This window comes from Paenibacillus thiaminolyticus, from assembly GCF_003591545.1.
Lineage (GTDB): Bacteria > Bacillota > Bacilli > Paenibacillales > Paenibacillaceae > Paenibacillus_B > Paenibacillus_B thiaminolyticus_A.
Genome location: NZ_QYZD01000030.1, coordinates 1 through 20,455, shown reverse-complemented (window position 1 = coordinate 20,455; position 20,455 = coordinate 1). Strand labels below are relative to the sequence as shown.

At 56.9% G+C, this 20,455-nt stretch carries 20 protein-coding genes; 2 read left to right on the top strand and 18 right to left on the bottom strand.

The annotated features are described in order from the left end of the window. Positions 1-110: 110 nt before the first annotated feature. The 14 genes from DQX05_RS23565 to DQX05_RS23500 all read right to left on the bottom strand — a co-directional run bounded on the left by DQX05_RS23565 (position 111) and on the right by DQX05_RS23500 (position 11,259). On the bottom strand, positions 111-1,094 hold the full coding sequence (locus DQX05_RS23565) for an RluA family pseudouridine synthase (protein WP_119795820.1): 984 nt from the start codon (positions 1,092-1,094) through the stop codon (positions 111-113). Continuing rightward, positions 1,081-1,671: a cob(I)yrinic acid a,c-diamide adenosyltransferase gene (locus tag DQX05_RS23560; RefSeq protein WP_119795819.1), complete on the bottom strand. Its 591-nt coding sequence runs from the start codon at positions 1,669-1,671 to the stop codon at positions 1,081-1,083. Before DQX05_RS23560 ends, DQX05_RS23565 begins: the two co-directional genes overlap by 14 nt. Positions 1,672-1,744: 73 nt before the next feature. Beyond that, positions 1,745-2,335 carry a bifunctional adenosylcobinamide kinase/adenosylcobinamide-phosphate guanylyltransferase gene (locus DQX05_RS23555; RefSeq protein WP_259392191.1) on the bottom strand — a complete coding sequence of 197 codons (591 nt, stop codon included), beginning with the start codon at positions 2,333-2,335 and terminating at the stop codon, positions 1,745-1,747. Between the two features lie 23 nt (positions 2,336-2,358). Continuing rightward, on the bottom strand, positions 2,359-2,907 hold the full coding sequence (locus DQX05_RS23550; RefSeq protein ID WP_259392190.1) for a hypothetical protein: 549 nt from the start codon (positions 2,905-2,907) through the stop codon (positions 2,359-2,361). Positions 2,908-3,006: 99 nt separating this feature from the next. After that, positions 3,007-3,165 (bottom strand): aspartyl-phosphate phosphatase Spo0E family protein, encoded by a 159-nt coding sequence (locus tag DQX05_RS32500; protein WP_255321635.1) that lies wholly within the window; start codon positions 3,163-3,165, stop codon positions 3,007-3,009. A gap of 249 nt (positions 3,166-3,414) precedes the next feature. After that, positions 3,415-4,623 (bottom strand): aminotransferase class I/II-fold pyridoxal phosphate-dependent enzyme, encoded by a 1,209-nt coding sequence (locus tag DQX05_RS23540; RefSeq protein WP_119795815.1) that lies wholly within the window; start codon positions 4,621-4,623, stop codon positions 3,415-3,417. A gap of 13 nt (positions 4,624-4,636) precedes the next feature. Beyond that, positions 4,637-5,137 carry an Lrp/AsnC family transcriptional regulator gene (locus DQX05_RS23535; RefSeq protein ID WP_087445086.1) on the bottom strand — a complete coding sequence of 167 codons (501 nt, stop codon included), beginning with the start codon at positions 5,135-5,137 and terminating at the stop codon, positions 4,637-4,639. Between the two features lie 173 nt (positions 5,138-5,310). Beyond that, complete coding sequence (locus tag DQX05_RS23530) at positions 5,311-5,763, bottom strand: spore coat protein (RefSeq protein WP_119795814.1); 453 nt, start codon at positions 5,761-5,763, stop codon at positions 5,311-5,313. Positions 5,764-5,788: 25 nt separating this feature from the next. After that, a complete protein-coding gene (locus tag DQX05_RS23525) occupies positions 5,789-6,055 on the bottom strand; it encodes a hypothetical protein (protein ID WP_119795813.1) in 267 nt (88 codons plus the stop codon). A gap of 142 nt (positions 6,056-6,197) precedes the next feature. Then, positions 6,198-6,419: a hypothetical protein gene (locus tag DQX05_RS23520; RefSeq protein WP_119795812.1), complete on the bottom strand. Its 222-nt coding sequence runs from the start codon at positions 6,417-6,419 to the stop codon at positions 6,198-6,200. A gap of 52 nt (positions 6,420-6,471) precedes the next feature. Continuing rightward, a complete protein-coding gene (locus DQX05_RS23515) occupies positions 6,472-7,674 on the bottom strand; it encodes an MFS transporter (RefSeq protein ID WP_119795811.1) in 1,203 nt (400 codons plus the stop codon). 82 nt (positions 7,675-7,756) lie between these two features. After that, positions 7,757-8,290 (bottom strand): hypothetical protein, encoded by a 534-nt coding sequence (locus tag DQX05_RS23510; protein ID WP_119795810.1) that lies wholly within the window; start codon positions 8,288-8,290, stop codon positions 7,757-7,759. A gap of 163 nt (positions 8,291-8,453) precedes the next feature. Beyond that, positions 8,454-8,873 carry a DUF350 domain-containing protein gene (locus tag DQX05_RS23505; protein ID WP_119795809.1) on the bottom strand — a complete coding sequence of 140 codons (420 nt, stop codon included), beginning with the start codon at positions 8,871-8,873 and terminating at the stop codon, positions 8,454-8,456. A 28-nt stretch (positions 8,874-8,901) separates the two neighbouring features. Then, on the bottom strand, positions 8,902-11,259 hold the full coding sequence (locus tag DQX05_RS23500) for an endonuclease MutS2 (protein WP_119795808.1): 2,358 nt from the start codon (positions 11,257-11,259) through the stop codon (positions 8,902-8,904). A gap of 151 nt (positions 11,260-11,410) precedes the next feature. On the opposite strand from DQX05_RS23500, the gene DQX05_RS23495 reads away from it, so the two are divergent. Both DQX05_RS23495 and DQX05_RS23490 read left to right on the top strand, forming a co-directional pair. Further along, positions 11,411-11,764: a phage holin family protein gene (locus DQX05_RS23495; RefSeq protein ID WP_087445079.1), complete on the top strand. Its 354-nt coding sequence runs from the start codon at positions 11,411-11,413 to the stop codon at positions 11,762-11,764. Between the two features lie 137 nt (positions 11,765-11,901). Continuing rightward, a complete protein-coding gene (locus DQX05_RS23490; RefSeq protein ID WP_259392189.1) occupies positions 11,902-12,273 on the top strand; it encodes a cupredoxin domain-containing protein in 372 nt (123 codons plus the stop codon). 111 nt (positions 12,274-12,384) lie between these two features. Here DQX05_RS23490 and DQX05_RS23485 read toward each other — a convergent pair whose 3' ends face one another. The 4 genes from DQX05_RS23485 to pheS all read right to left on the bottom strand — a co-directional run bounded on the left by DQX05_RS23485 (position 12,385) and on the right by pheS (position 19,916). Then, on the bottom strand, positions 12,385-12,996 hold the full coding sequence (locus DQX05_RS23485) for a CvpA family protein (protein ID WP_119795807.1): 612 nt from the start codon (positions 12,994-12,996) through the stop codon (positions 12,385-12,387). Between the two features lie 103 nt (positions 12,997-13,099). Continuing rightward, on the bottom strand, positions 13,100-16,072 hold the full coding sequence (zapA, locus tag DQX05_RS23480; RefSeq protein WP_119795806.1) for a cell division protein ZapA: 2,973 nt from the start codon (positions 16,070-16,072) through the stop codon (positions 13,100-13,102). Positions 16,073-16,400: 328 nt separating this feature from the next. Beyond that, positions 16,401-18,839, bottom strand: coding sequence for a phenylalanine--tRNA ligase subunit beta (gene pheT, locus DQX05_RS23475; RefSeq protein ID WP_119795805.1), 2,439 nt, complete (start codon positions 18,837-18,839; stop codon positions 16,401-16,403). Positions 18,840-18,881: 42 nt separating this feature from the next. Continuing rightward, entirely contained in the window at positions 18,882-19,916 is a 1,035-nt protein-coding gene (pheS, locus tag DQX05_RS23470) for a phenylalanine--tRNA ligase subunit alpha (RefSeq protein ID WP_119795804.1), read from the bottom strand. Positions 19,917-20,455 lie beyond the last annotated feature (539 nt).

The following is a 20,455-nucleotide window of genomic DNA, read 5'->3' as shown; positions in this document are numbered from 1 at the left end:
TCCGTTCCACTTAGTGCAAGCCCGCGCTTCCATTTTTCCTTCTGTCCTGGCCGTTCTCCTTGAGCGAATCGCGGCGTTAGCGTCCCGGCGCCACGCTGGCTCAATAACCGTCACTGCTGCCGCCCACACAACAGGCGCTCCCGCAGCGCCAGCAGATCATCCGGCAGCGGAGCCGTGAAATGCATCGGCTCCCCTGTCATCGGGTGCTTGAACCGCAGCTCGGCTGCATGCAGCGCATGCCGGGTCAGCGGCTGCAGCGCTCCGGCGAGCCATGGCGAGGCTGCCTGCCCGTCGCCGTAGAACTTGTCCCCCAGCAGCGGGCAGCCAATATGCTTCATATGGACGCGAATCTGATGCGTCCGCCCCGTCTCCAAGCGGCAGGATACGAGGGATGCTTCCTCTCCGTACGTCTCCAGCACCCGGTAATGGGTAATCGAATCATAGCCGTCCTCCGTCACGACACGCAAATGAGGCTCCGTCTTGTCCCGGTCAATCGGAGCCCGGATCGTGCCCTCCTGCGGCGAAGGGACGCCATAGACGAACGCCTCATACCCTTTCCAGATGTCATCCGTCTGCATCTGATCCGCCAGCTGATGATGAGCATGGCCATGCTTCGCGACGATGAGCAGGCCGGAGGTCTCCTGATCGAGCCGGTTCGCCGGCCGGAAGCGGGTCAGCTCCCCCTTGGCGCGCCAATAATGCACAACCCCGTTCGCCAACGTCCCTCCCGGGTATCCCTTCGTCGGATGGACGACGATCCCCGCCGGCTTGTTCAGCACCAGAATATCGTCGTCTTCGTACACGATATCAATCGGGATCGGCTCAGGCGCTATCGATTCAACCGTCTCCTCCTCGATCCGGACATGAACGACATCCCCCGCATGGAGACGCTCTCGTACACTAAGCGGCCTGCCGCTTCGCTCTGTCAGCCCATTCACCGTAATGGCCGCTTCCATCGTCTTCAGCCGGGTCAACAGCCGGCGCGACAGATTCAGACGCGAGCGCAGCACGGTCCGCAGTTGAATCCCTTCGTCCCCTTCCGGCACAACATATTCGAGCTCCGCGGCAAGCTTCCGTCCGTTAGGCTCCGTCATGACGGGATCTGCGGCGGAAGACTTCTGCGCTCCGCACATATTCTTCATCCGGAACCGAAGCAATCGCATTGGCCCGGCGGGCGGCAACGAAGAAGTAATCCGAGAGCCGATTCACATATTTCATCACTTGCGTGTGCACAGTTTCTTCCCGGGCCAGCGTCACGAGGCGGCGTTCGGCGCGGCGGCATACCGTCCGGCACACATGGAGCGCCGAGGCGGCCTCGCTGCCTCCCGGCAAAATGAACTTCCGGATCGCTTCCGTCTGCGCATTATGCTCGTCGATCCAGGCTTCCAGACGTTCCACCTGCTCCGCGTGCACCTTATAGACAACCTCGCCCTGCTTCTTCTCCGCATAGGCGACATCCGATCCGCAGTCGAACACTTCATGCTGGATCTCGATCAGTTGGTTGCGGAGTTCCTCATAAGCATCTCCCTGGCAGCATGCCGCCGCCCAGCCTATGAACGAATTCAATTCATCGAGCTCGCCATAGGCATCCACCCGCAAATGATCCTTAGACACCCGGCCCCCGATAAGCGATGTCGTCCCTTCGTCCCCTGTCCGCGTATATATTCTCATGTGTCTACCTCCTTATGTTAAGTGCTGACCCCGCGCGGTGCAGCATATCGTCCGGGCAGCCGCTGGGAGCGCATCATCCTCTGAACCTCCTGGCCGATACCTCCTCCGGCATCCCTGCCTCGAGCCGGAACCATTGATGACTGCGGCGCGCAAGCTCCCGATTGAGAGCCGCATGCTCGATAATATAGCTCCGTTCCTTCGGATCCGTGAACGGCGTATACGCCGGCGGATCATTCGTAATCAGGAACAGCTTGCCCTGAAAAGCAAACAAGGCCTCCTGCAGCCGATTGCGGGCGGCGGCGATCTCCTCTATATATATGGCGTCATATTCTTCATTATCGCCGTCCGGACGCTTTTTCCACACCTGCGCGTGGGCGCCTGCCAGATAGGCGGTGACGCTATCCACGACCACGACCCTCCGTTCCGCGCGGAACAGATTGGACTCTTCGTTAATCCGATGCAGAAGTCCCGGCAGCTCTTCTCCCGCCTGCAAATGCTGCCACCGGCAACGGGAAGAATCGGGCATACCATCGGGAAGGCTTGTATGTAACGTCGACAGGTACAGACCTTCACGGCCGAATCCTGCCGCATAGGACAACGCGAACGAAGTCTTCCCGCTGCCATGGCCTCCGGTAATCCCGATAATCACACTGACTCCCTCCATCCGTCCGCATCATCTGCCGGCCTTCACTTCGCTTCCTCCATCAGCTTCAAGATCTGGACGGAACGCTCCTCATCCGGCGTGCGAACCGGAATCGCGACGAACAAGCCCTTCTCCTTGATGCCGAGCTTGTTCAGAAGCGGCAGCTTCTCAGCCGGAAGCGCATATAGATGTTTTTCCTGATGCTCGATATAGCCCTTTTCCGCTTTTTCCAGCACCAGGCCGTCAAAATAGCCTTCTTCATATTTGTCCTTGTCGAAATAAGCATCCAACGGAATATGGCCGCCCTGCTTGCTCATCGACTTCACATCTTCTTCGGGCACCACATGCACTCCATTATCGCCCGCCGCATATTCGACAAATAATTTCTGCAAATTGTACATCGGCGACGCGAACACGTCTACTGTGAATTTCCCTTCCAATTTCTGACTCAATTCCGTCTTCAGCGCCTCGGTCAATTCGGATGGCACCGTTGTCGTCGACATCATGAACACGGATATGTCCGCTTTGGACCCGCAGCCTCCCAGCACGAGCGCCAGTGCGAGCACCATCCCCATCCATCCCCATTTCCGCACGATGTATTCCCCTTTCTCCAGCATGTCTATCCGTCTATCACCCACTATATCACAAACGGCATAAGCAAAAAAAGAAGACCCCGCAGGGTCTTCGGTATCTTAAGTTCGCTTGCCAAGCGATTTCATGTACTCGTTAATCTTCAAGTCCAGCATGCTGCTGATTTCAATCATACTTTCAGCCGTAAATGATTGCTCTTCTTGAAACATCTGCTCCATTTGCTTGCGCAAAATCCTTATCTCCTGTTCCAGAGCAAGCATCTTGGACGAAACGTTTCTTGTTTTGCCCGACCATTTGGGATGAGATCCGTCTTCTCTCAGTAAACTACGTGAATACGTCGTCAAGGTGTAGTTCGAACAAAACAAGCCCTTTCCTCCTTTCGCAGCTGGATCCTCGAAGCGCCATCATCGTCCATCTGTTCCATTTGGGGACAATAAAGCGAGACATGTTATATTATACCAGATGAAGGAAAAGAAAACTAGTTCATTTTAGTTTAATTTGAATTTTTTTTACATTTCCTGCTTAATCTTGTCGAGAAAACGCCCCATTCGATCAAGCGCTTCGTTCAACTGCGACACCGACGTCGCATAGGAGCAGCGGATGAAGCCTTCCCCGCCTAAGCCGAATACGTCTCCTGGCACCGCCGCGACCTTCGCCTCGAACAGGAGCCGATGCGCAAATTCCTCGGAAGTAAGCCCTGTCGATTGAATCGAAGGGAAGGCATAGAAGGCGCCCTGCGGCTCATGGCAGTCAAGCCCGATGTCGCGCAGCCCCTTGACGATAAGGCGCCGCCGCTGGTTGTACGACTCGACCATATGATCCTTCTCTTCATGCCCGTGCTTCAATGCCTCCAGCGCGGCAATCTGGCCCATAATCGGGGCGCACATGACCGTATACTGATGGATTTTGAGCATGGCCGAAATGAGGTCCTTATGGCCGCAAGCATAGCCCATGCGCCAGCCGGTCATCGCGAACGCCTTCGAAAAGCCGCTTACCAGAATCGTGCGCTCCTTCATCCCTGGCACGGACGAGAAGCTGACATGCTTCTGATCGTAGGTCAGCTCGGCGTAGATCTCGTCGGAAATGACAATAAGATCGTTCTCCTCCACGATCTTCGCGATCGGCAACCAGTCTTCATAGGTCATGATGCCGCCTGTCGGGTTGCTCGGATAACAGAGAATGAGCACCTTCGACTGCGGCGTAATTTTTGCCTGCAGCCCTTCGGCGGTTAGCTTGAAGCCATCCTTCGCGAACGTCTCGATTCCGACCGGAACCCCGCCGCCGATCGAGACAATCGGCGAGTACGAAATATAGCTCGGCTCGGGTATAAGAATCTCATCACCCGGAGCGACCAGCGTCCGCAGCGCCAGATCGATCGCTTCCGAGCCGCCAACCGTTACAATAATTTCATCGGCAGGATCATACGCAACTTTGAATGAATCATCCAAATATTTTGCAATTTCCTCCCGCAGCTCCGGCATTCCCGCGTTGGACGTATATTTGGTGCGTCCCCGTTCCAATGAATAGACGCAGGCTTCACGCACATGCCAAGGCGTACAGAAATCCGGCTCCCCCACCCCCAGGGTGATAATATCCTTGCTGGATACCGCCATGTCGAAGAACCGGCGGATACCGGAAGGGGGAATATCCCGGACCAGCGGATTAATATATTGATGCATGGAACGATTCGTCCCTAGTTTCTCCTCTTCCTTAATCATAACCTGTCACCTCTCACGGGGTTACGACGAGACGTTGATCGCCCTCGCGCTCTTCATAGATGATGCCGTCTTGCTTATATTTTTTGAGAATGAAATGCGTCTTGGTCGACAGCACCGACTCGATCGGCGACAGCTTATCCGAGACGAACGACGCCACCTCGCGCAAGCTTTTGCCTTGAACCTCGACCTGCAGATCATAGGAACCCGACATGAGGTAGACCGCCTTGACCTGCGGGAACAGATAAATCCGTTCGGCGATTCCTTCAAATCCGCGGCCGCGCTCCGGCGTAATCTGGACTTCAATCAGAGCCGTAACCATCTCGTCATCGACTTTGCTCCAGTTCACGACCGTCGAATATTTGACAATAACATGCTTTCGTTCCATTTCAGCGATCGCCGATTGAACCTCTTCCACCTGAACCCCCAGCATCGTGGCGATTAGGTCCGGGGAACGGCGGGCGTCCTCTTTCAGCAATTTGAGTATTTCAATATCAAGCGAGCTTAAATCTGTCATTCCCATTGCCTCCCTCGACGTGCCTTGCAAATCAGCCGATATATTATTTGATATTTCAATATGATACACCTTTTTGCTGATCCACACCAGCACAAACATATGTCAGGCGCGGTTGCCAGAACACACGACAGCCGCCCTTCCATAGAATCGGAAAAGCGGCTGATATCGGCGTGCTAGGATAGATAATCGGAGTAGCGGCTGGTTCCGGACGACTGCGTATGGTACGAGCCTTGCTGCTGTTGCTGGGGCTGGTACGGGGCTTGCTGCTGATATCCGCTCTGTCCGTGGTACCCGGCGCCGTAGCTCTGCTGAGCTTGCAGCTTCTGCTGGACGAACTGGTTCACCTTCTGCATCGCCTGCTCATGGTTGCGCAGCTGCTTGTTGACTTCGTCCCGCAGTGCCGGGGAGGCCACGGAATACATGTTCTGCTGCTGCATCAGGTTGAAGAGCTGGCCTTGCATCTGCAGGGTACTGTGTGTCAGGTCGGTGAACATCTGGCGAACGGTAGGACAAGCCGCTTCCGTTACGCCGGTCGCATATTCTCTTGAGGTGCGCTTCAAGTCATTAAGGATCGTATGTAACAAATCTTTCTCGGGCATGAACCCGCTCATTGAAGTGCCGTTCATAGTCATAACCTCCTGTCGATCGTTATTATTGGGACTGGGTCTGCTGCTGAGATTGGGCCGGCGCGATCTGGGCATGCTGCTGAAGCGATTGCACCAACAGGTTCATATGCTGCTGATGAGCTGACACCATCTGGACCAGCGTCTGCTGGATTGCGGCATTGTTCGTGCTCGCCGCCGTCGCCGCGCATTGCTTTATCAGCAAGTCTTCATTGGAAATGGAATCTACGATATATTCCAATTCTTTCGCAGATAGCGGCTTCATCGAAGGATGGCTTTGTTGTCCGTATGGCATAGATTTTTCTGCTCCTTTCAAACGTGAAATTGTTGGTAATCATTTGTATTATGACTCTCTGGTGAGGAAAATATGTAAACCGAATTCGTAGAGCATGGCCGCAGCTGGAACGAGCGATGGAAAAGCGGTGCTTCCGGCCTAGTCAAAAGGGGCTGGAGAAGGATACCCGGGCCGGTTGTTCCCCCGTCCTGGCCCGTGGCAGGCGGAATAGGCTTGGAAGCCGGCATCCGCCTTGGCCGGAGCCGTAGCCGACACTCGCCTTCGCCCCTTCTTTTCCGTGACACTGGAGCAGGGAAGGCTTCGGCGGCAGCGGACCTTGTACCGCATGATCGTCGGTTTCAATTCCGGCCGTGTCGTCCGTCAACTCCGGAATTCGTCGCGAATTCCAGCGGGCAGGCTGATACCAGAGCGGCTCGCTACTGCTTCACTCCCTGCTTGACAAGCCGCTGCATGAACAAGGCGCTGAGAATGGGCACGCTTCCGGTAACGGCCAGGAAACCGACGATAGCCCCTTGCCCGCTCCGCCAGCTGACGAGTGCAATAAAAGCCCCGATGCCCAGCAGCCTTCCGGTCAGCAGGCCGAATTCTCGGACGACGGTCAGTTCCACCCGCTGCTTGACCGACTCCTCATCCCGGCCCATAATGTCGAAAGTGGAGGAGGTCATCGGCACGATGAACAACGGGGAGAATAGAGATGTGATAACGCCGAAGAGGATGAGCATTGCATAGTTCACCTGGAAAAACAGAGGGACAATGGCCGCGGCCATCGCCACGCTTCCCGCGATCATGCCTGCGGCACGATAAGAAGCGCGGTACAGCCGGCCCGCAAGGTAGAAGCTGACCAGCGCGACAGCCGAAGTAATGAGCGTGTAGTTCCCCAGCTTCAACTCGTTGGTGGTCGTGATATAGACGACGAGCCCGACCAGGAAGTAGTATACGCCTTCACGCACCCCCTGGGCGGCCAGTGCCGGGAGGGCGGCACGCCATGGGCTTCGCTTCGGCTTCCAGGCCTTAAATGGCAGAGACCAGCGGTACGCCCCTTCCGGCGGGCGCCGATGCAGCCAGAAGCTGAATATGCCTGCGGTGACGAACACGATCAGCGAAGCCGTGAAAATCAGCGTATACCCCCGATCTCCTCCCAGCCCGGAGATGAGCAGCCCGGATACCCACGGGGCGAGCATGGCGCAGCAAGAACCGATAAAGCCCGTCCAGCCGTTGAACAAATCGCGATTGGACGCGCTTGTGATTTCAAAGTAAATAACATTGTACGCCAGCCAGAAGGCTCCGCTGGCGGTGCCAAGCACCAAGCCGAGTGGGAGAATGTACTGCACCGCAGACTTATCGAGCCATAGAACTGCCGCGTAAAATAAGGCGGACAAGCCGATGCCCAGCCGAAGGCAATTCATTTTATTGCCTTCCTTCACCCATTTTCCGGCAACATAAAACATGAGGGTCATTGCCACCTGCTGTGTAAAAGTAAACCAGCCGATAAAGGCGAATTCCGATTTCATCTTCCATAAAAAAACATTGACGAACGTCCCGGACAGGGCGTTCGCCAACGAAAATAGACCGAATACGACCAAGAGCAACAAAGACTGGCCGTCAAGACGCGCTTTCACGAAGGTGAACCCTCCCCGCTTTCAGAGCTGGTAGCCATATGGTTACAGCTTTTAACTTGCCCCAAAGCAGGCGTCTTATTTATTAAGCTTTCGCATTTCTTACATTTTCCATCAGCGCTTCGCGATAAGGGGCCGTCAATATTTTGGACACCTGGAAGCAGGATGTGCACACATAGACGTTCAACTCGAACGGCGGCTGAAGCAATGGCGCCGCCAGCGCTTCCGGCTGGGAAGGCTTGTAGCCCGATCCGGATACGGTCTCCGTCCCGGTAAGCAGCATATATTCTCGGCAATGCGGGCATTCCGGCACTTCCTCCTGGCTGTGCAGGACCTGATCCACGCCTTCCTGGTAACGCAGCGTGTCCGTGTCGCTGTACAGCACGCCGCCATCATCCCAACCGAAGTTGGACCAGCCCTTCCCTTCCGACTCTCCGGCTTCTTCCCGCTCCCCGGGCGCCGTCACTTCGTCTTCTTCCATTTCCAGCTCGACATTGAGCGTGCGGTAATTATTCAACTCATTATGGCAATGCGGACATTCTTCCTCCGGGCCCAGTTCCTCGTCCCACACAATTTCCGTATCGCACCAATGACATATTGTTTTGCCGGTCTCGCTCATCGGCTTCACTCCTTTTGTATGTTACATGAGATTACCCTATATTTTTCCAATAAATAATCCCGATAATGAAAAAAATCGCAGCTAGCGCAAACAGCGCACCCCATAAATACTTCATTCCGTATCCCTCCCAGACGTCATGGAGATCAACCCGGCGCCAGCGGCATCACTTGATGCTCGCCCCGATAATATAGGACAGCGAAATGGAAATAATCATCGCCAACAGTCCGACCGCCCGGTTATCCTTTTCGATCTCTTCATCCAGCCGGAAATAAGGCATTAAGAAGCCGAATAAAAAGTAGGCGGCAAGCAACAGCACGTATCCGAACGCAGCCCACATCAAGGACGCATACAAGGAATCTCTGGCCACGATTCCGAAGCGGAAAATATTGCATATCCCGAATATTTTACCGGACGTGGCCATGGCAACACTGAGATTCCCCTTGCGGATCTCATCCCAGCACTTGTATTTCGTCACAAGCTCGAAAACGGACAACAGCAGCACTAAAGCCAGCACGGCTACGGAAAAATAAGCAATCATGGATACGTAGGGATTGCTTAGCCATTGTTCAATCATGACTTCCACGGTGCTCCCCCTTTGGTCTCAAGATATTTTACTTCAACTCAGCCACAGTCACTCCCGTACCGCCCTCTCCGAAGCTGCCGAGACGGAAGCTCTTGACGTGCTTGTGCTTGCGTAAAAATTCCTGAATTCCGGAACGAAGGACGCCGGTCCCTTTGCCGTGAATAATAAAGACCTGGCCCAGATTGCCAAGCAGTGCCTCATCGAGGAAGCGATCGACCTCCATCAACGCTTCTTCCAGGTTCGCCCCCCGAAGATCGAGCTCTGACCGGACCGATTCCCCCCGGGTCCGCTTCACGTTGGCTCCCGACTGCACAGGCTTCGTGGCGGACTTCGCCGAGGAGAGAAGCTCCAAATCGTCGAGCGGGACCTTCATCTTCATAATCCCGAGCTGCACAACGGCTTCCTCTCCGGCCAGCTCAACGACGCTGCCCTTTTGATTGAGGCTATACACCCTGACGTCATCCCCCGCTTCAATGCGGCGGACCGGCTTAGCGTCCCGCTTCGGCTTCGCTGCCAGCTTGGCCTCGGGCGCGGCCTCATCCAACCGCTTCCGCGCTTCCGTCAGCATATGCTCCTTGACCTGAACTCCTTCCATCGCCAGCTGCCGCAGCTCGGCGATAATCTCCTTGGCTTCGCGGCGGGCCTTATCCACGATGGCGCGTGCCTTCTCTTCGGCTTGCTCCTGCCGCTTCTCCCGCTCGGCCTCCTGCTTCTCCAGCTCCCTGGTCAGCTTCTGCCGCATCGCTTCCAGCTCCATACGCAGCTTCGATGCCGTCTCCCGCTCCGCTTCGGCCTTTAGCCGGTTATCCTCCAGCGACGCGATCATCGTCTCGACGCGCATATCCTCTTCCGTCACTTCTCCGCGTGCATGATCGATAATCGGCTTCGGCAGCCCGAGCCGCTCCGCAATCGCGAATGCATTGCTTCGGCCCGGAACGCCGACCAGCAACCGATAGGTCGGGCGCAGCGTCTGCACATCGAATTCCATGCTGGCGTTGATCACGCCTTTGCGCTCATAGGCATACGCCTTCAATTCGCTGTAATGCGTCGTCGCGACCATCCGGCAGCCGAGCCGATGAATATGCTCGAGAATAGCAATCGCTAGGGCAGAACCTTCGGCCGGGTCGGTACCTGCACCCACCTCATCCAACAGCACGAGGCTCTTAGGTGTCATTTGCTTCAAAATCCGAATAATATTGGTCAAATGGCTGGAGAACGTGCTCAAGCTCTGCTCAATGCTCTGTTCATCGCCAATGTCGGCATAGATCGCATCGAATACGCACATCTGGCTTCCATCCTCCGCCGGAATGAACAGCCCCGACATCGCCATCAGGTTCAACAGCCCGATGGTCTTCAAGGTGACCGTCTTACCGCCGGTATTCGGACCGGTGACCAAGATCGATGTATAGGAATTGCCCAATTCCACATCGATCGGCACGACCTGATCCGCAGGAATCAATGGATGACGAGCCTTCCGCAGCTTCAGGAAGCCGCGGTCATTCATCCGTGGCAGCGAAGCCTTCATTTCCCGCGCGAGGCGGGCCTTGGCGAACATGAAGTCCAGCGTCTCCACTGCCCCCGTATCGTACTCCAGCACATCCGCAAGCAAGCCGACCTGCTCGGTCAGACGGGACAAAATCCGCTCGATCTCCCGCTCCTCCTGCAGCTTCGTCTCGCGCAGCTTATTGTTCATCGCCACGATCGCCTCTGGCTCGATGAACAGCGTCGCTCCCGAACCCGATTGATCATGGACGATGCCGCCGTAATGGCTCCGGTACTCCTGCTTCACCGGAATCACATACCGGTCATTGCGGATCGTAATCAGCTGCTCCTGCAGCATCTTGGCCGCGTTCGAAGAGCGAATCATCGCCTCCAGCTTCTCCCGGATGCGCGTCTCCCCGATACGAAGCTCACGCCGGATAGAAGCCAGCTCGAAGCTGGCCTGGTCGAGAATCTCGCCCTGCTCGTCGATGCATTGGCGGATGTCCTCCTCCAGCTGCTTCTGATCGCTGATCGTCTCCGCCAGATCCTCCAATAATGGGATCGCTTCTTCCTCATGCACGGCGGCAATATGGCGCTTCGTTCGCCGAGCCGCGAATAGCAGCGCCGAAATATCCCACAGCTCGGTGGAGCTGAGCATCGCTTGAATCCGCGCCCGCTTCAACGCTCCCCGAATATCCTTCACCCCCGCCAGCGGCGGCCCGCCTTTGAGACGCTCAACCGTCATCGCTTCGTCAGTCGCCTGCAGACGGAGCTTCACTTCCTCCAAGTCCGAGCTCGGCCTCAGATTCAGCCCAGCCTGCTCTCCCAGCCCGGTCGCTGCATGCTTAGCGAGGGAAGCTAGTATTTTATGGTAATCCATCGTATTCAATATTTTTGAATCCACAACCAGTTCGACTCCTCTCGGTGTCCATTATAACGAAAGTCATTTTTGATAGCTATGATGTCTGAACCTGCCACTAATGTTTATCGAGGAAAAGGTTACACTAATTGTTGCACAACCTACACCCTTTCAAACGAGTAAAGGAGGAAAGTCCATGAATTTTCTCGGCCATGTCGTTCGATTTATCGTCGCGGCAATTGTATTGATGGTCACGGGCTGGATTGTGCCGGCGTTTTCCGTAGGCGGCTTCTGGAGTGCCCTGATCCTGGCCTTGGTGATTGCATTGTTCGGCTGGATTGTCGAAGGCATCTTCGGCAAAAAAGTTACGCCGTTTGGACGCGGAATTGTCGGCTTTCTGGCCAGCGCCTTGGTCATATATGTAGCCCAATTTTTCGTCGGCGGCGTATCGGTTAGCATTCTGGGCGCCATTCTGGCCGCGCTCGTTATCGGGTTGATCGACTTGTTCATCCCGATTGCGACTCCATTCGAAGCCGGTAAAGAATCGTAACCCGGACTGCAATCCTTTTCCAAGTCCATACTCTCCCCCTCATCACCGTCATGCCATCATTAGCGGAATTCCTTGTCTGAACGGGCTTGGCAATCCGCCAATGCATCCGCTACACTGGACTGATAAGGGGGATGAGCATGAGACGCAGCAGGCTATGGACGATAGGAATTACCATTTTGCTGAGCCTTGGGTTGACCGCATGCGGTGGATCGCACAGGGGTATACCAGCGGCCGCAACCAAAGCCGCGGATGCCGAATTGGTCATCACCGCGACCAACTACCAGTTCGATCAGCCGGAATACCATATCAAGGCGGGCGAGTCCGTTCGCATCATATTGGAATCTAAAGGCAATCACGGCCTTCAGGTCAAGGAACTGGGCCTGAAGCTGGACCCGAACCAGACCGAGCAAGTCATCACTCCCGACAAGCCGGGTACTTATGAATTTTTCTGCACCATCATGTGCGGGCCGGGCCACAAGGACATGCACGCGAAGCTGATCGTCGATTAGCTTCCCTGCCTGGCCAGACAGACAGAGGCCGCCTTCTGCCCTACGGGGAGACGGCGGCTTTTGCATGCAGAGCGCTTGCTTCGCTTGGAGGCTGCGGGCACCGTTGCCGAATTACAGCCATTGCGCCCAAGTGACTGCCTGTGCCATCGCATCGGGTATCCATGCCCCGGTCCATTCCATCCAGACCGATGCTGCCGCCCAATCGCGGATAGCGCCGGCCGGCCAAGCCCGGAGCAGCACGTACATGATGCACCAGAGGAAAGCGAATTGCACCAATCCCAAAAGGGCGCCGACCAGCCGATCCACGGCACGCACCGGCTTCGCAGCGGTCAGCTTCTGGATGGCGAACCGAATGAGCCACAGCCCCGCCATCGCGAAGGTGAACAGCAGAATGAACGCGACAACCGAATGCACCGTGTCCATCAAGGTTGGAGACAGGGACGATATTGTCCCGCCCGTTCCTGTGCCGTTCCCCGAATCGGGAGAGAACAGCCGCCGGCGCACCCAGGGTACGAAATCTTCGTAATACCGCGAAGCGACAATGAACGACGCGATGCATCCAATGAGGGACAGAAGCTGGGATTTCATTCCCCGCCATGCGCCCCATGCTACCGATGCCACAGCTGCCGCCGCCACGACATAATCCAACCCGTTCCATGCGGCAAATACATTCGCGATATCGCCCCACAGTCTATCCAAAAATTCCAAGATGTCTGTATCCATATTTGCTTCCTTTTATCCGTATGTGTTCAAAAAGGCCAGATTCGATGCCGAATTGCTTCCTGGGTAACTTCGTGATCAAAAGTGGACTTTTTGAACATCCTCTTTAGTTATCGGCCTGCTCTATCAATTCCAACCATTCATTGAACTCGCTCTGCAGCTTCTGATACTCGTCCTTCAGCTGCAGGTAAGCCTCTTGCGTCTCCTTGGCCTGCTGCCGCTCCATATCGCGCTCTACCTGCGACAGCCGGAATTGATGGGACAGCAGCTCGAATTGCTCCTGGATCTGCTTCAGCTCCTCAAGCTGCTCCTGGCCGCTCTGCTCAGCCGCCTGCAGGTTGTGCAGCTCGGCTTCCGCCTCCTTCAGGCGCAGCTGCAGCTCATCCCGTTCTTCGTTCCAGCCCTTGAACGCCAAGGACCAATCTTGCTCCTGCTCCGCCCACTCGTCGGCCTGAGCCTGCCAAGCGGCGTCGGTCCGCGTCCATTCCTGCTCCCGAGCCTGGAACTGCTGGAAATGCTCCTGCCACTGCTGCTCGCGCTGCTCCCACTTCTGCTCCAGTTCCTGCCAGTGAGATTCGCGGGCCTGCAGCTTGCCCTGCCATTCCGTCTCCAGTCGGCTGCATTCCTCTTGCCACTGGGTGGTCTGCTCCTTCGCTTCCACCAGCTCGCGCCGGGCCGCTTCGATAGAGGCTGCAGCCTCCTGCTGGGCAGCCTGCACGGTCTCGGCAGCCGCCTTCCAATTGAGCGCCTCCGCTTCAAGCTGCTGGTTCTTCTCCTCCAGCTCGGCGACTAGCTCATCATAGGCCTGCTGCTCCTGCGCTTCCTTCGCGCGCCATGCGCTGAGCTCCGCTTCATGCTGCTCCCGCAAGGCGGCGATGGCCTGCTCGCTCTTCTCGCGCCACGCGTCCCGCTCGGCCTGCAACTGCTCCTCCAGCTCCTGCTTGAAGCTCGCGAGCTCCGCTTCCCGCTCTTCGGCCGCCTGCTTCCGCCAAGCTTCGAGCTGCGCTTCGCGCTCCTCCGCCTGCCCCAGCAATTCGCGTTCGCGATCTTCCGCCTGCTGCAGCATCTCCATCGCGTCGGACAGCGATTGCTGCAGCTCTGCCGCATTCGCATGGGCCTCGTCGCGAACCGCCATCAGGCGCTCCATCTCCACCTGGCGGGCGCGGTCCAGCTCTTCCGCCCGGCTAAGCCGGCCCTCCAACTGCTGGATGCGCGCCGCCGCTTGCGCCAGCTTCGCATCCGCTTCCTCGCGCAGCGCCTGCTCCTCGGACAACGCTTCCGCATGCTCTTCCGCGGTCTCGGTCGCCTTCGCTTCCGCCGCTTCACGCTGCGCTCTCTCCGCGGACAGCGCCTTCGCGTGCTCCTCCGCTGCCTCGGCCGCCTTCGCTTCCGCCGCTTCACGCCGTACTCTTTCCGCGGACAGCGCCTTCACATGCTCTTTCGCTGCCTCGGTCGCCTTCGCTTCCGCCGCTTCACGCCGTACTCTTTCCGCGGACAGCGCCTTCGCATGCTCTTTCGCTGCCTCGGTCGCCTTCGCTTCCGCCGCTTCACGCTGCGCTCTTTCCGCGGACAGCGCCTTCGCGTGCTCCTCCGCGGCTTCGAGCTGCAGACTTGTCATCGCATCCACATCTTCGGCATGGCGATGATTCACCTTTTCCAGTTCCTCCGCATGAGCCGCTTGAAGACGATTCAGCTTGTTCTGCCATTCGCCGCTGACCTGTTCCAGCTCCTCTTGATGCGCTTCAAGCCATTGCTCCTGCTCGGCCCCATGCGCGGCGTGCAAGCGCCCGATCTCCGCTTGAAGCTTCTCCAGCTCCGCTGCCGCCAGTTCCTCCGCTTCGCGCTTCGCCTGCTCCAGCGAAGCGGCATGCTGCTCGGCCCAAGCTTCGCGCTCTGCCTCCAGCTTCTCCTCGGCTTGCTTCAATTGGAGCTCATGCGCCGACTTCACGGCAGACAACTGTTCCTGCTGCTGCTCCTTCACCTGTTCCATCCGTTTATGGAAGCTGCGCTCCAACTGCTGCCGCTCTGCTGCCGCCTTCTGACGCACTTCCTGTTGGGCCGCTTCATATTGCTCCGTCAGCTCGCTCAAGCGACGGTTCAACTCTTCATCATGCAGCCGCGCCTGTTCGGCGAGCTGCTGCTGCGCCTGCTTTTCCCGCTGGCCCGCCCGTTCTTCCGCTTCCGCTGCCTGCGCCGCCAACTGCCCTTCCCAAGCGGCAGCCTGCTCGGCAAGCTGCTCCTCCCAGATCGTAGCTGTCTCCTCGGCAAGTTGCTCTGCCGCCGCGATTTTTTCTTTCCATTCCGCCTCCTGGGCAGCCTGCTTCTCAGTCCACGCTTGCTCGCCGGCTTCCAGCTTAGCCTGCCAGCTCTTCGCCTGAGCGGCCAGCTTCTCGTTCCAGCTGCGCTCCTGTTCGGACAGCTTCTGCTTCATCTGCTGTTCGTGCTTGGCAGCCGCTTGCTCCTTCTCCGTCACGGCCTGCTTCCACTTGCCCTCCAGCTCCTGCAGCTTGCGCTTCGTCTCTTGTTCGCGGGCCGCGGCGGACTGCGCGCTGCGTTCCGCTTCCTTCAATTGCTGGCTCAGCTTCTGAAGACGTTCATCGGCCTGCTTCTTCTGTTCCGACAGCTGATGATTCGACTCCTTCAGCTTGGCCGTCTCCGCGCGCAGACCCGCTGTCTGCTTCTCGGTATTCTCCTTCTCCGCCGTCAACGCCTGCTGGAGCTGCTTAATCTGCGCTCCCGTCTCCTTCTGCAAATCCTCAAGCGCCCGTGCCGAGTGCGACTTCACCCGTTCCAGCTCCCGGGTCAGCTCCAGGCCGGCCTGTTCCTGCTCGTGCAGTGACTGGCTGATCCGCACATGTTCATCCTGTATTTTCTGCACTTCTTCCGCAATATGCACGGCCGCAAGGACCGCGATGCGCGTCGTATCCAATCTGGAATTGACATCCGAGATGGTACGCATGCGCTCGTCTACCATGGCGGCAATGTTTCTAATATATTCCTTACTCGTCGTTCCTAGCAATTTATACTGCGTTCCATATATGTCAACCGTGACCCGATGCTTATTGTCCGGAGTGGTCATCCTAGCGTCCTCCTTGCCTTCATGTCGCCCTGGCTTCCTGATGCTGCCAAGCGCTGACAATATCTATACATCCTTCCCTATTAGGTTCGGCATGACAAGCTTCATTTCCTTCTCCGATTCTAGAGGTTGTTCAAAAAGTCCGTTTTTGATCACGCAGTAACTCTAGGAGAAACTCGGCATCGAATCTTGCACTCATTCTCTGGAGACAAGCAAAAACGCTTCGGCCTCTCCGTGAGAGAAATACGTTCCTGAGAGATGATGATATAAAAGCGGACTGCCCGCTCCTCCATTAGACCAGAGGACGGCAATCCGCTTCCTTCATTTCGTTCTATTTGCGGAGCTCCGCTTCGAATCCGGCTTCCAGCGCGGATACGACACGTCCGTGAATCTCCGTAATCTCTTCGTCGGTGAATGTCCGCTCCGGATGACGATACGTAAGCGAGATCGCTACGCTCTTCTTGTCCGCCGCAATCCGATCCCCGGTATAAACATCGAATACGCGGACCGCTTCCAGCCATTCTCCCGCCGCATCCTTCGCCGTCTGGACGATCTCGCCGACAGCCGTGCCGCTATCGACGACGACCGCGATGTCGCGATCAACCGCTGGGAAGCGAGGCAGCGTCTTGTAGACGATATCCGCAGAAGCCGCTTCAATCAACGGCTTCAGATGAATTTCCGCGACATAGGTGTCGCCCAGATCTTTGCCCCGTTGAACCTCCGGATGCAATTGGCCGATGATGCCAAGCCGCTGCTCTTCCCCGTTCGCCTGGAGGTACATCGTCGCCGATCGGCCCGGGTGCAAGCCTTGCGGCCGATTCGCTTCATAGCGGATCTGTCCTTCGAGTCCGAAATGCGCCGCCAAGCTGTCGACAATCCCCTTCACATCATAGAAATCGACCGCTTCCGCCGCGATATTCCATTGCGGCGCACGGCGCGCGCCCGCCAACAGCAGGCCGAGCACCGGCTCGACCTGAGGAATCTCAGTCAGCGTTTCCTGCGGAGTCATGTACAAGCTGCCCAATTCGAAAATCTGAATGTTGTCCGATTTGCGGTTCCGGTTGTACGCCGCGACATCGAGCATGCTCGGCAGCAGGCTTGTGCGGAGCACGCTGCGCTCCTCGCTCATCGGCATGAGCAGCTTGACCGGAACGGCATCCGCCGCGATTGCAGGGAACAGCTTCGCTTCTGCCGGATGCGTGAACGAATAAGTGACCGTCTCATGCAGGCCGTTGTCCGTCAGCAGATGGCGGATGGCGCGGCGGATCCGCTGCGCCTTCGTCAGATGGCCCGGTGTCGTCACCCCTTCGATCGCCGTCGTCGGAATGTGGTTATAGCCATAGATGCGGGCAACCTCTTCAATGAGGTCGACATCGCGCGTAATATCGCCGCGCCGTCCCGGCACCGTCACATGGAGTACATCACCGGACTGCTCCGATTCAAGGCCGAGCCGGTCGAGAATCGTCTTCACGTCATGCGCTTGAAGCGCGGTGCCAAGCAGACGGTTCGTCCGCTCCAGCGTCAGCGTGACGACCGGACGCTCATGCCGCTGCGCGACCGCTTCGACGATGCCTTCAGAGACCGTTCCGTTCGCCAATTGGCGAATCAATTCAGCCGCGCGGTTCAAGGCCGGGATAACCGCTTCCGGGTTCGCTTCCTTCTCGAAGCGGAGCGACGCTTCAGAGCGAAGTCCAAGCTGTCGGGATGTTCTCCGCACGACGCTGCCTCCGAAATGAGCGGATTCCAGCAAAATGTTGACCGTCCGCTCCGTTACCTCTGAATTTTCGCCGCCCATCACGCCTGCCAGCGCAACCGGCTTCGTTCCGTCCGTAATGAGCAGCATGTGCGGCTCCAGCTTCCGCTCCTGCCCGTCCAGCGTCACAAGGGTCTCGCCTTCGCGCGCATAGCGGACTTCGATCGTCCCCTCGTTCAACTGATCGGCATCGAACGCATGCAGCGGCTGCCCATATTCCAGCATGACGAAATTCGTCACGTCAACGATATTGTTGATCGGACGCACGCCCGCCGCCAACAACCGGTTCTGCAGCCACAGCGGGGACGGCTGAATCGTTACACTGCGGATATAGCGGGCCGCATAATGGGTGCAGCCGTCCGCTGCGCTAATGCTGACACGGATCGCATCCGCTGCCTGCGAAGCATCCTCCTGGACCTGTGTCTCCGGCAGGCGAAGCGGGCGCTCGAGCAGAGCGGACGTCTCATACGCTACGCCTACCATGCTCAGGCAGTCCGAGCGGTTCGGCGTGAGATCCAGCTCCAGCACATGGTCGTTCAGACCGAGCACATCCGCGATCGGCGTTCCGACTTCGGTGCTTTCCGGCAGAACGAGGATCCCTTCCTGCATTTCCTTCGGCAGCAGCTTGTCGTTCATGCCCAGCTCCTTCGCCGAGCAGATCATGCCCTGCGACTCGACGCCGCGCAGCTTCGCCTTCTTAATCTTCATGCCATCCGGCATGACCGTCCCGATCAGCGCGACAGGCACCTTTTGGCCAGCGTCCACATTTTTGGCTCCGCATACGATTTGCAGCACTTCACCTGTTCCGGCATCCACCTGGCACACGTTCAGCTTGTCCGCATCCGGATGCTTCTCCTTGGACTGGACGTAACCGACAACGACGCCGTTTACTCCTTTGTTGCGATTTTCTATGACATCAATCTCGATGCCGGCTTGCGTCATCCGCGCCGCTAATTCCTCGGCGGTCACGCCGGTCACATCGATATATTCCGATAACCATTGGTAGGATACGTTCATGGCCGTTCTCTTCCTTTCCCGTGAGAAGTAGTCCCTTCCGGCTTACATGCGAGCAAATTGCTGCAAGAACCGCAGGTCGTTCGTATAGAAATGGCGGATATCATCCACTCCGTACTTGAGCATCGCAATCCGTTCTACACCCATGCCGAAAGCGAATCCGGTGTACTTCTCCGGATCGTAGCCGCTCATTTCCAACACGCGCGGATGAACCATCCCTGCTCCCAAAATCTCAATCCAGCCAGTCTGCTTGCAGATGCGGCAGCCGCTGCCGCCACATTCCACGCAGGTGACATCAACTTCCGTGCTTGGCTCGGTGAATGGGAAGAAGCTCGGACGGAGCCGGATCTGCATATGCGATCCGAACATTTCGCGCATGAACTGAAGGAGTGTGCCCTTCAGATCGCTCATTCGGATGTTGTCGCCGATAACAAGCCCCTCGATCTGATGGAACATGAACGAATGCGTCGCATCGTCATCATCGCGGCGGTAAACCCGGCCCGGGCAAATGATTTTGACCGGCACCTCGCCCTTCATAATCTCCATCGTGCGCACCTGAACCGGGGACGTCTGTGTCCGCATCAGCAGCTCCTCTGTAATGTAGAAGGAATCCTGCATATCGCGGGCCGGATGGTCCTTCGGCAGGTTCAGCGCCTCGAAGTTGTAGTAATCATGCTCGACCTCCGGTCCTTCCGCTACCGTATACCCCATGCCGATGAAGATGTCTTCAATCTCCTGAATAACCTTTTGCAGCGGGTGTGCCGCTCCTTGCGCCATCGGGCGTCCCGGCAGCGTCACGTCAATCGTCTCCGCCTGAAGACGGCGTTCCGTCTCTTCGCGCTGGAAGGCCTCCTGCTTCTCTTCGATATACTGTTCGATGGCTCCGCGCACTTCATTCGCCACCTGGCCGATCAGCGGACGCTCTTCCGCGCTCAGACCGCCCATGCCGCGCAATATTTCAGTAAGCGCCCCTTTTTTGCCAAGAAATTTGACGCGCAGCTCGTTCAAATTGTTTGCATCTTTTACTTGCTGCAGCTTCTCCAGCGCTTCGGCGCGCAACGCCTGCAAACGCTCTTTCATGGTGTCAACCTCCCTTTGGTTTTCCAGTTCAATACAATTCGTGTTCGAAAAGACCGGTCTTCTTTTTGTATCACTTCGCGATCAAAAGCGGACTTTGTGAACAGCCTCTCAAAACAAAAAAGCCTTCTCTGTCTCAAGGGACGAGAAGGCCGTGGTACCACCCTTATTAGACATCACACGCTTCGGCATGGCCGAGAGCCGCGAGCTGTCTCACTTCATACGACGATAACGGGTCGTTCGCCGGGAGCCTCTACTGGCACAGGCTGTGCCTGCCGTTCAAGGCCCTGCTCCGGAGTGAATTTCGGCAGTCCATGTCTTCAGACGCGCTCTCAGTCGGCGGCGCATCTTCCCTGGGAAGCGGTGCTGCGTACTTGTCTCCATCTTGGCAGTTGCATGGATACATGTGTTAACGATAAGCAATACGTTACATTTCATGTATTATAGTCAACGCGCCGCTGTTTTGCAAGTCTAATTCGCGGAGTTGATGTTGTTCTTCTGTGATAATGTCACCCTATAACTGTTCTGAGATAATGTCACTA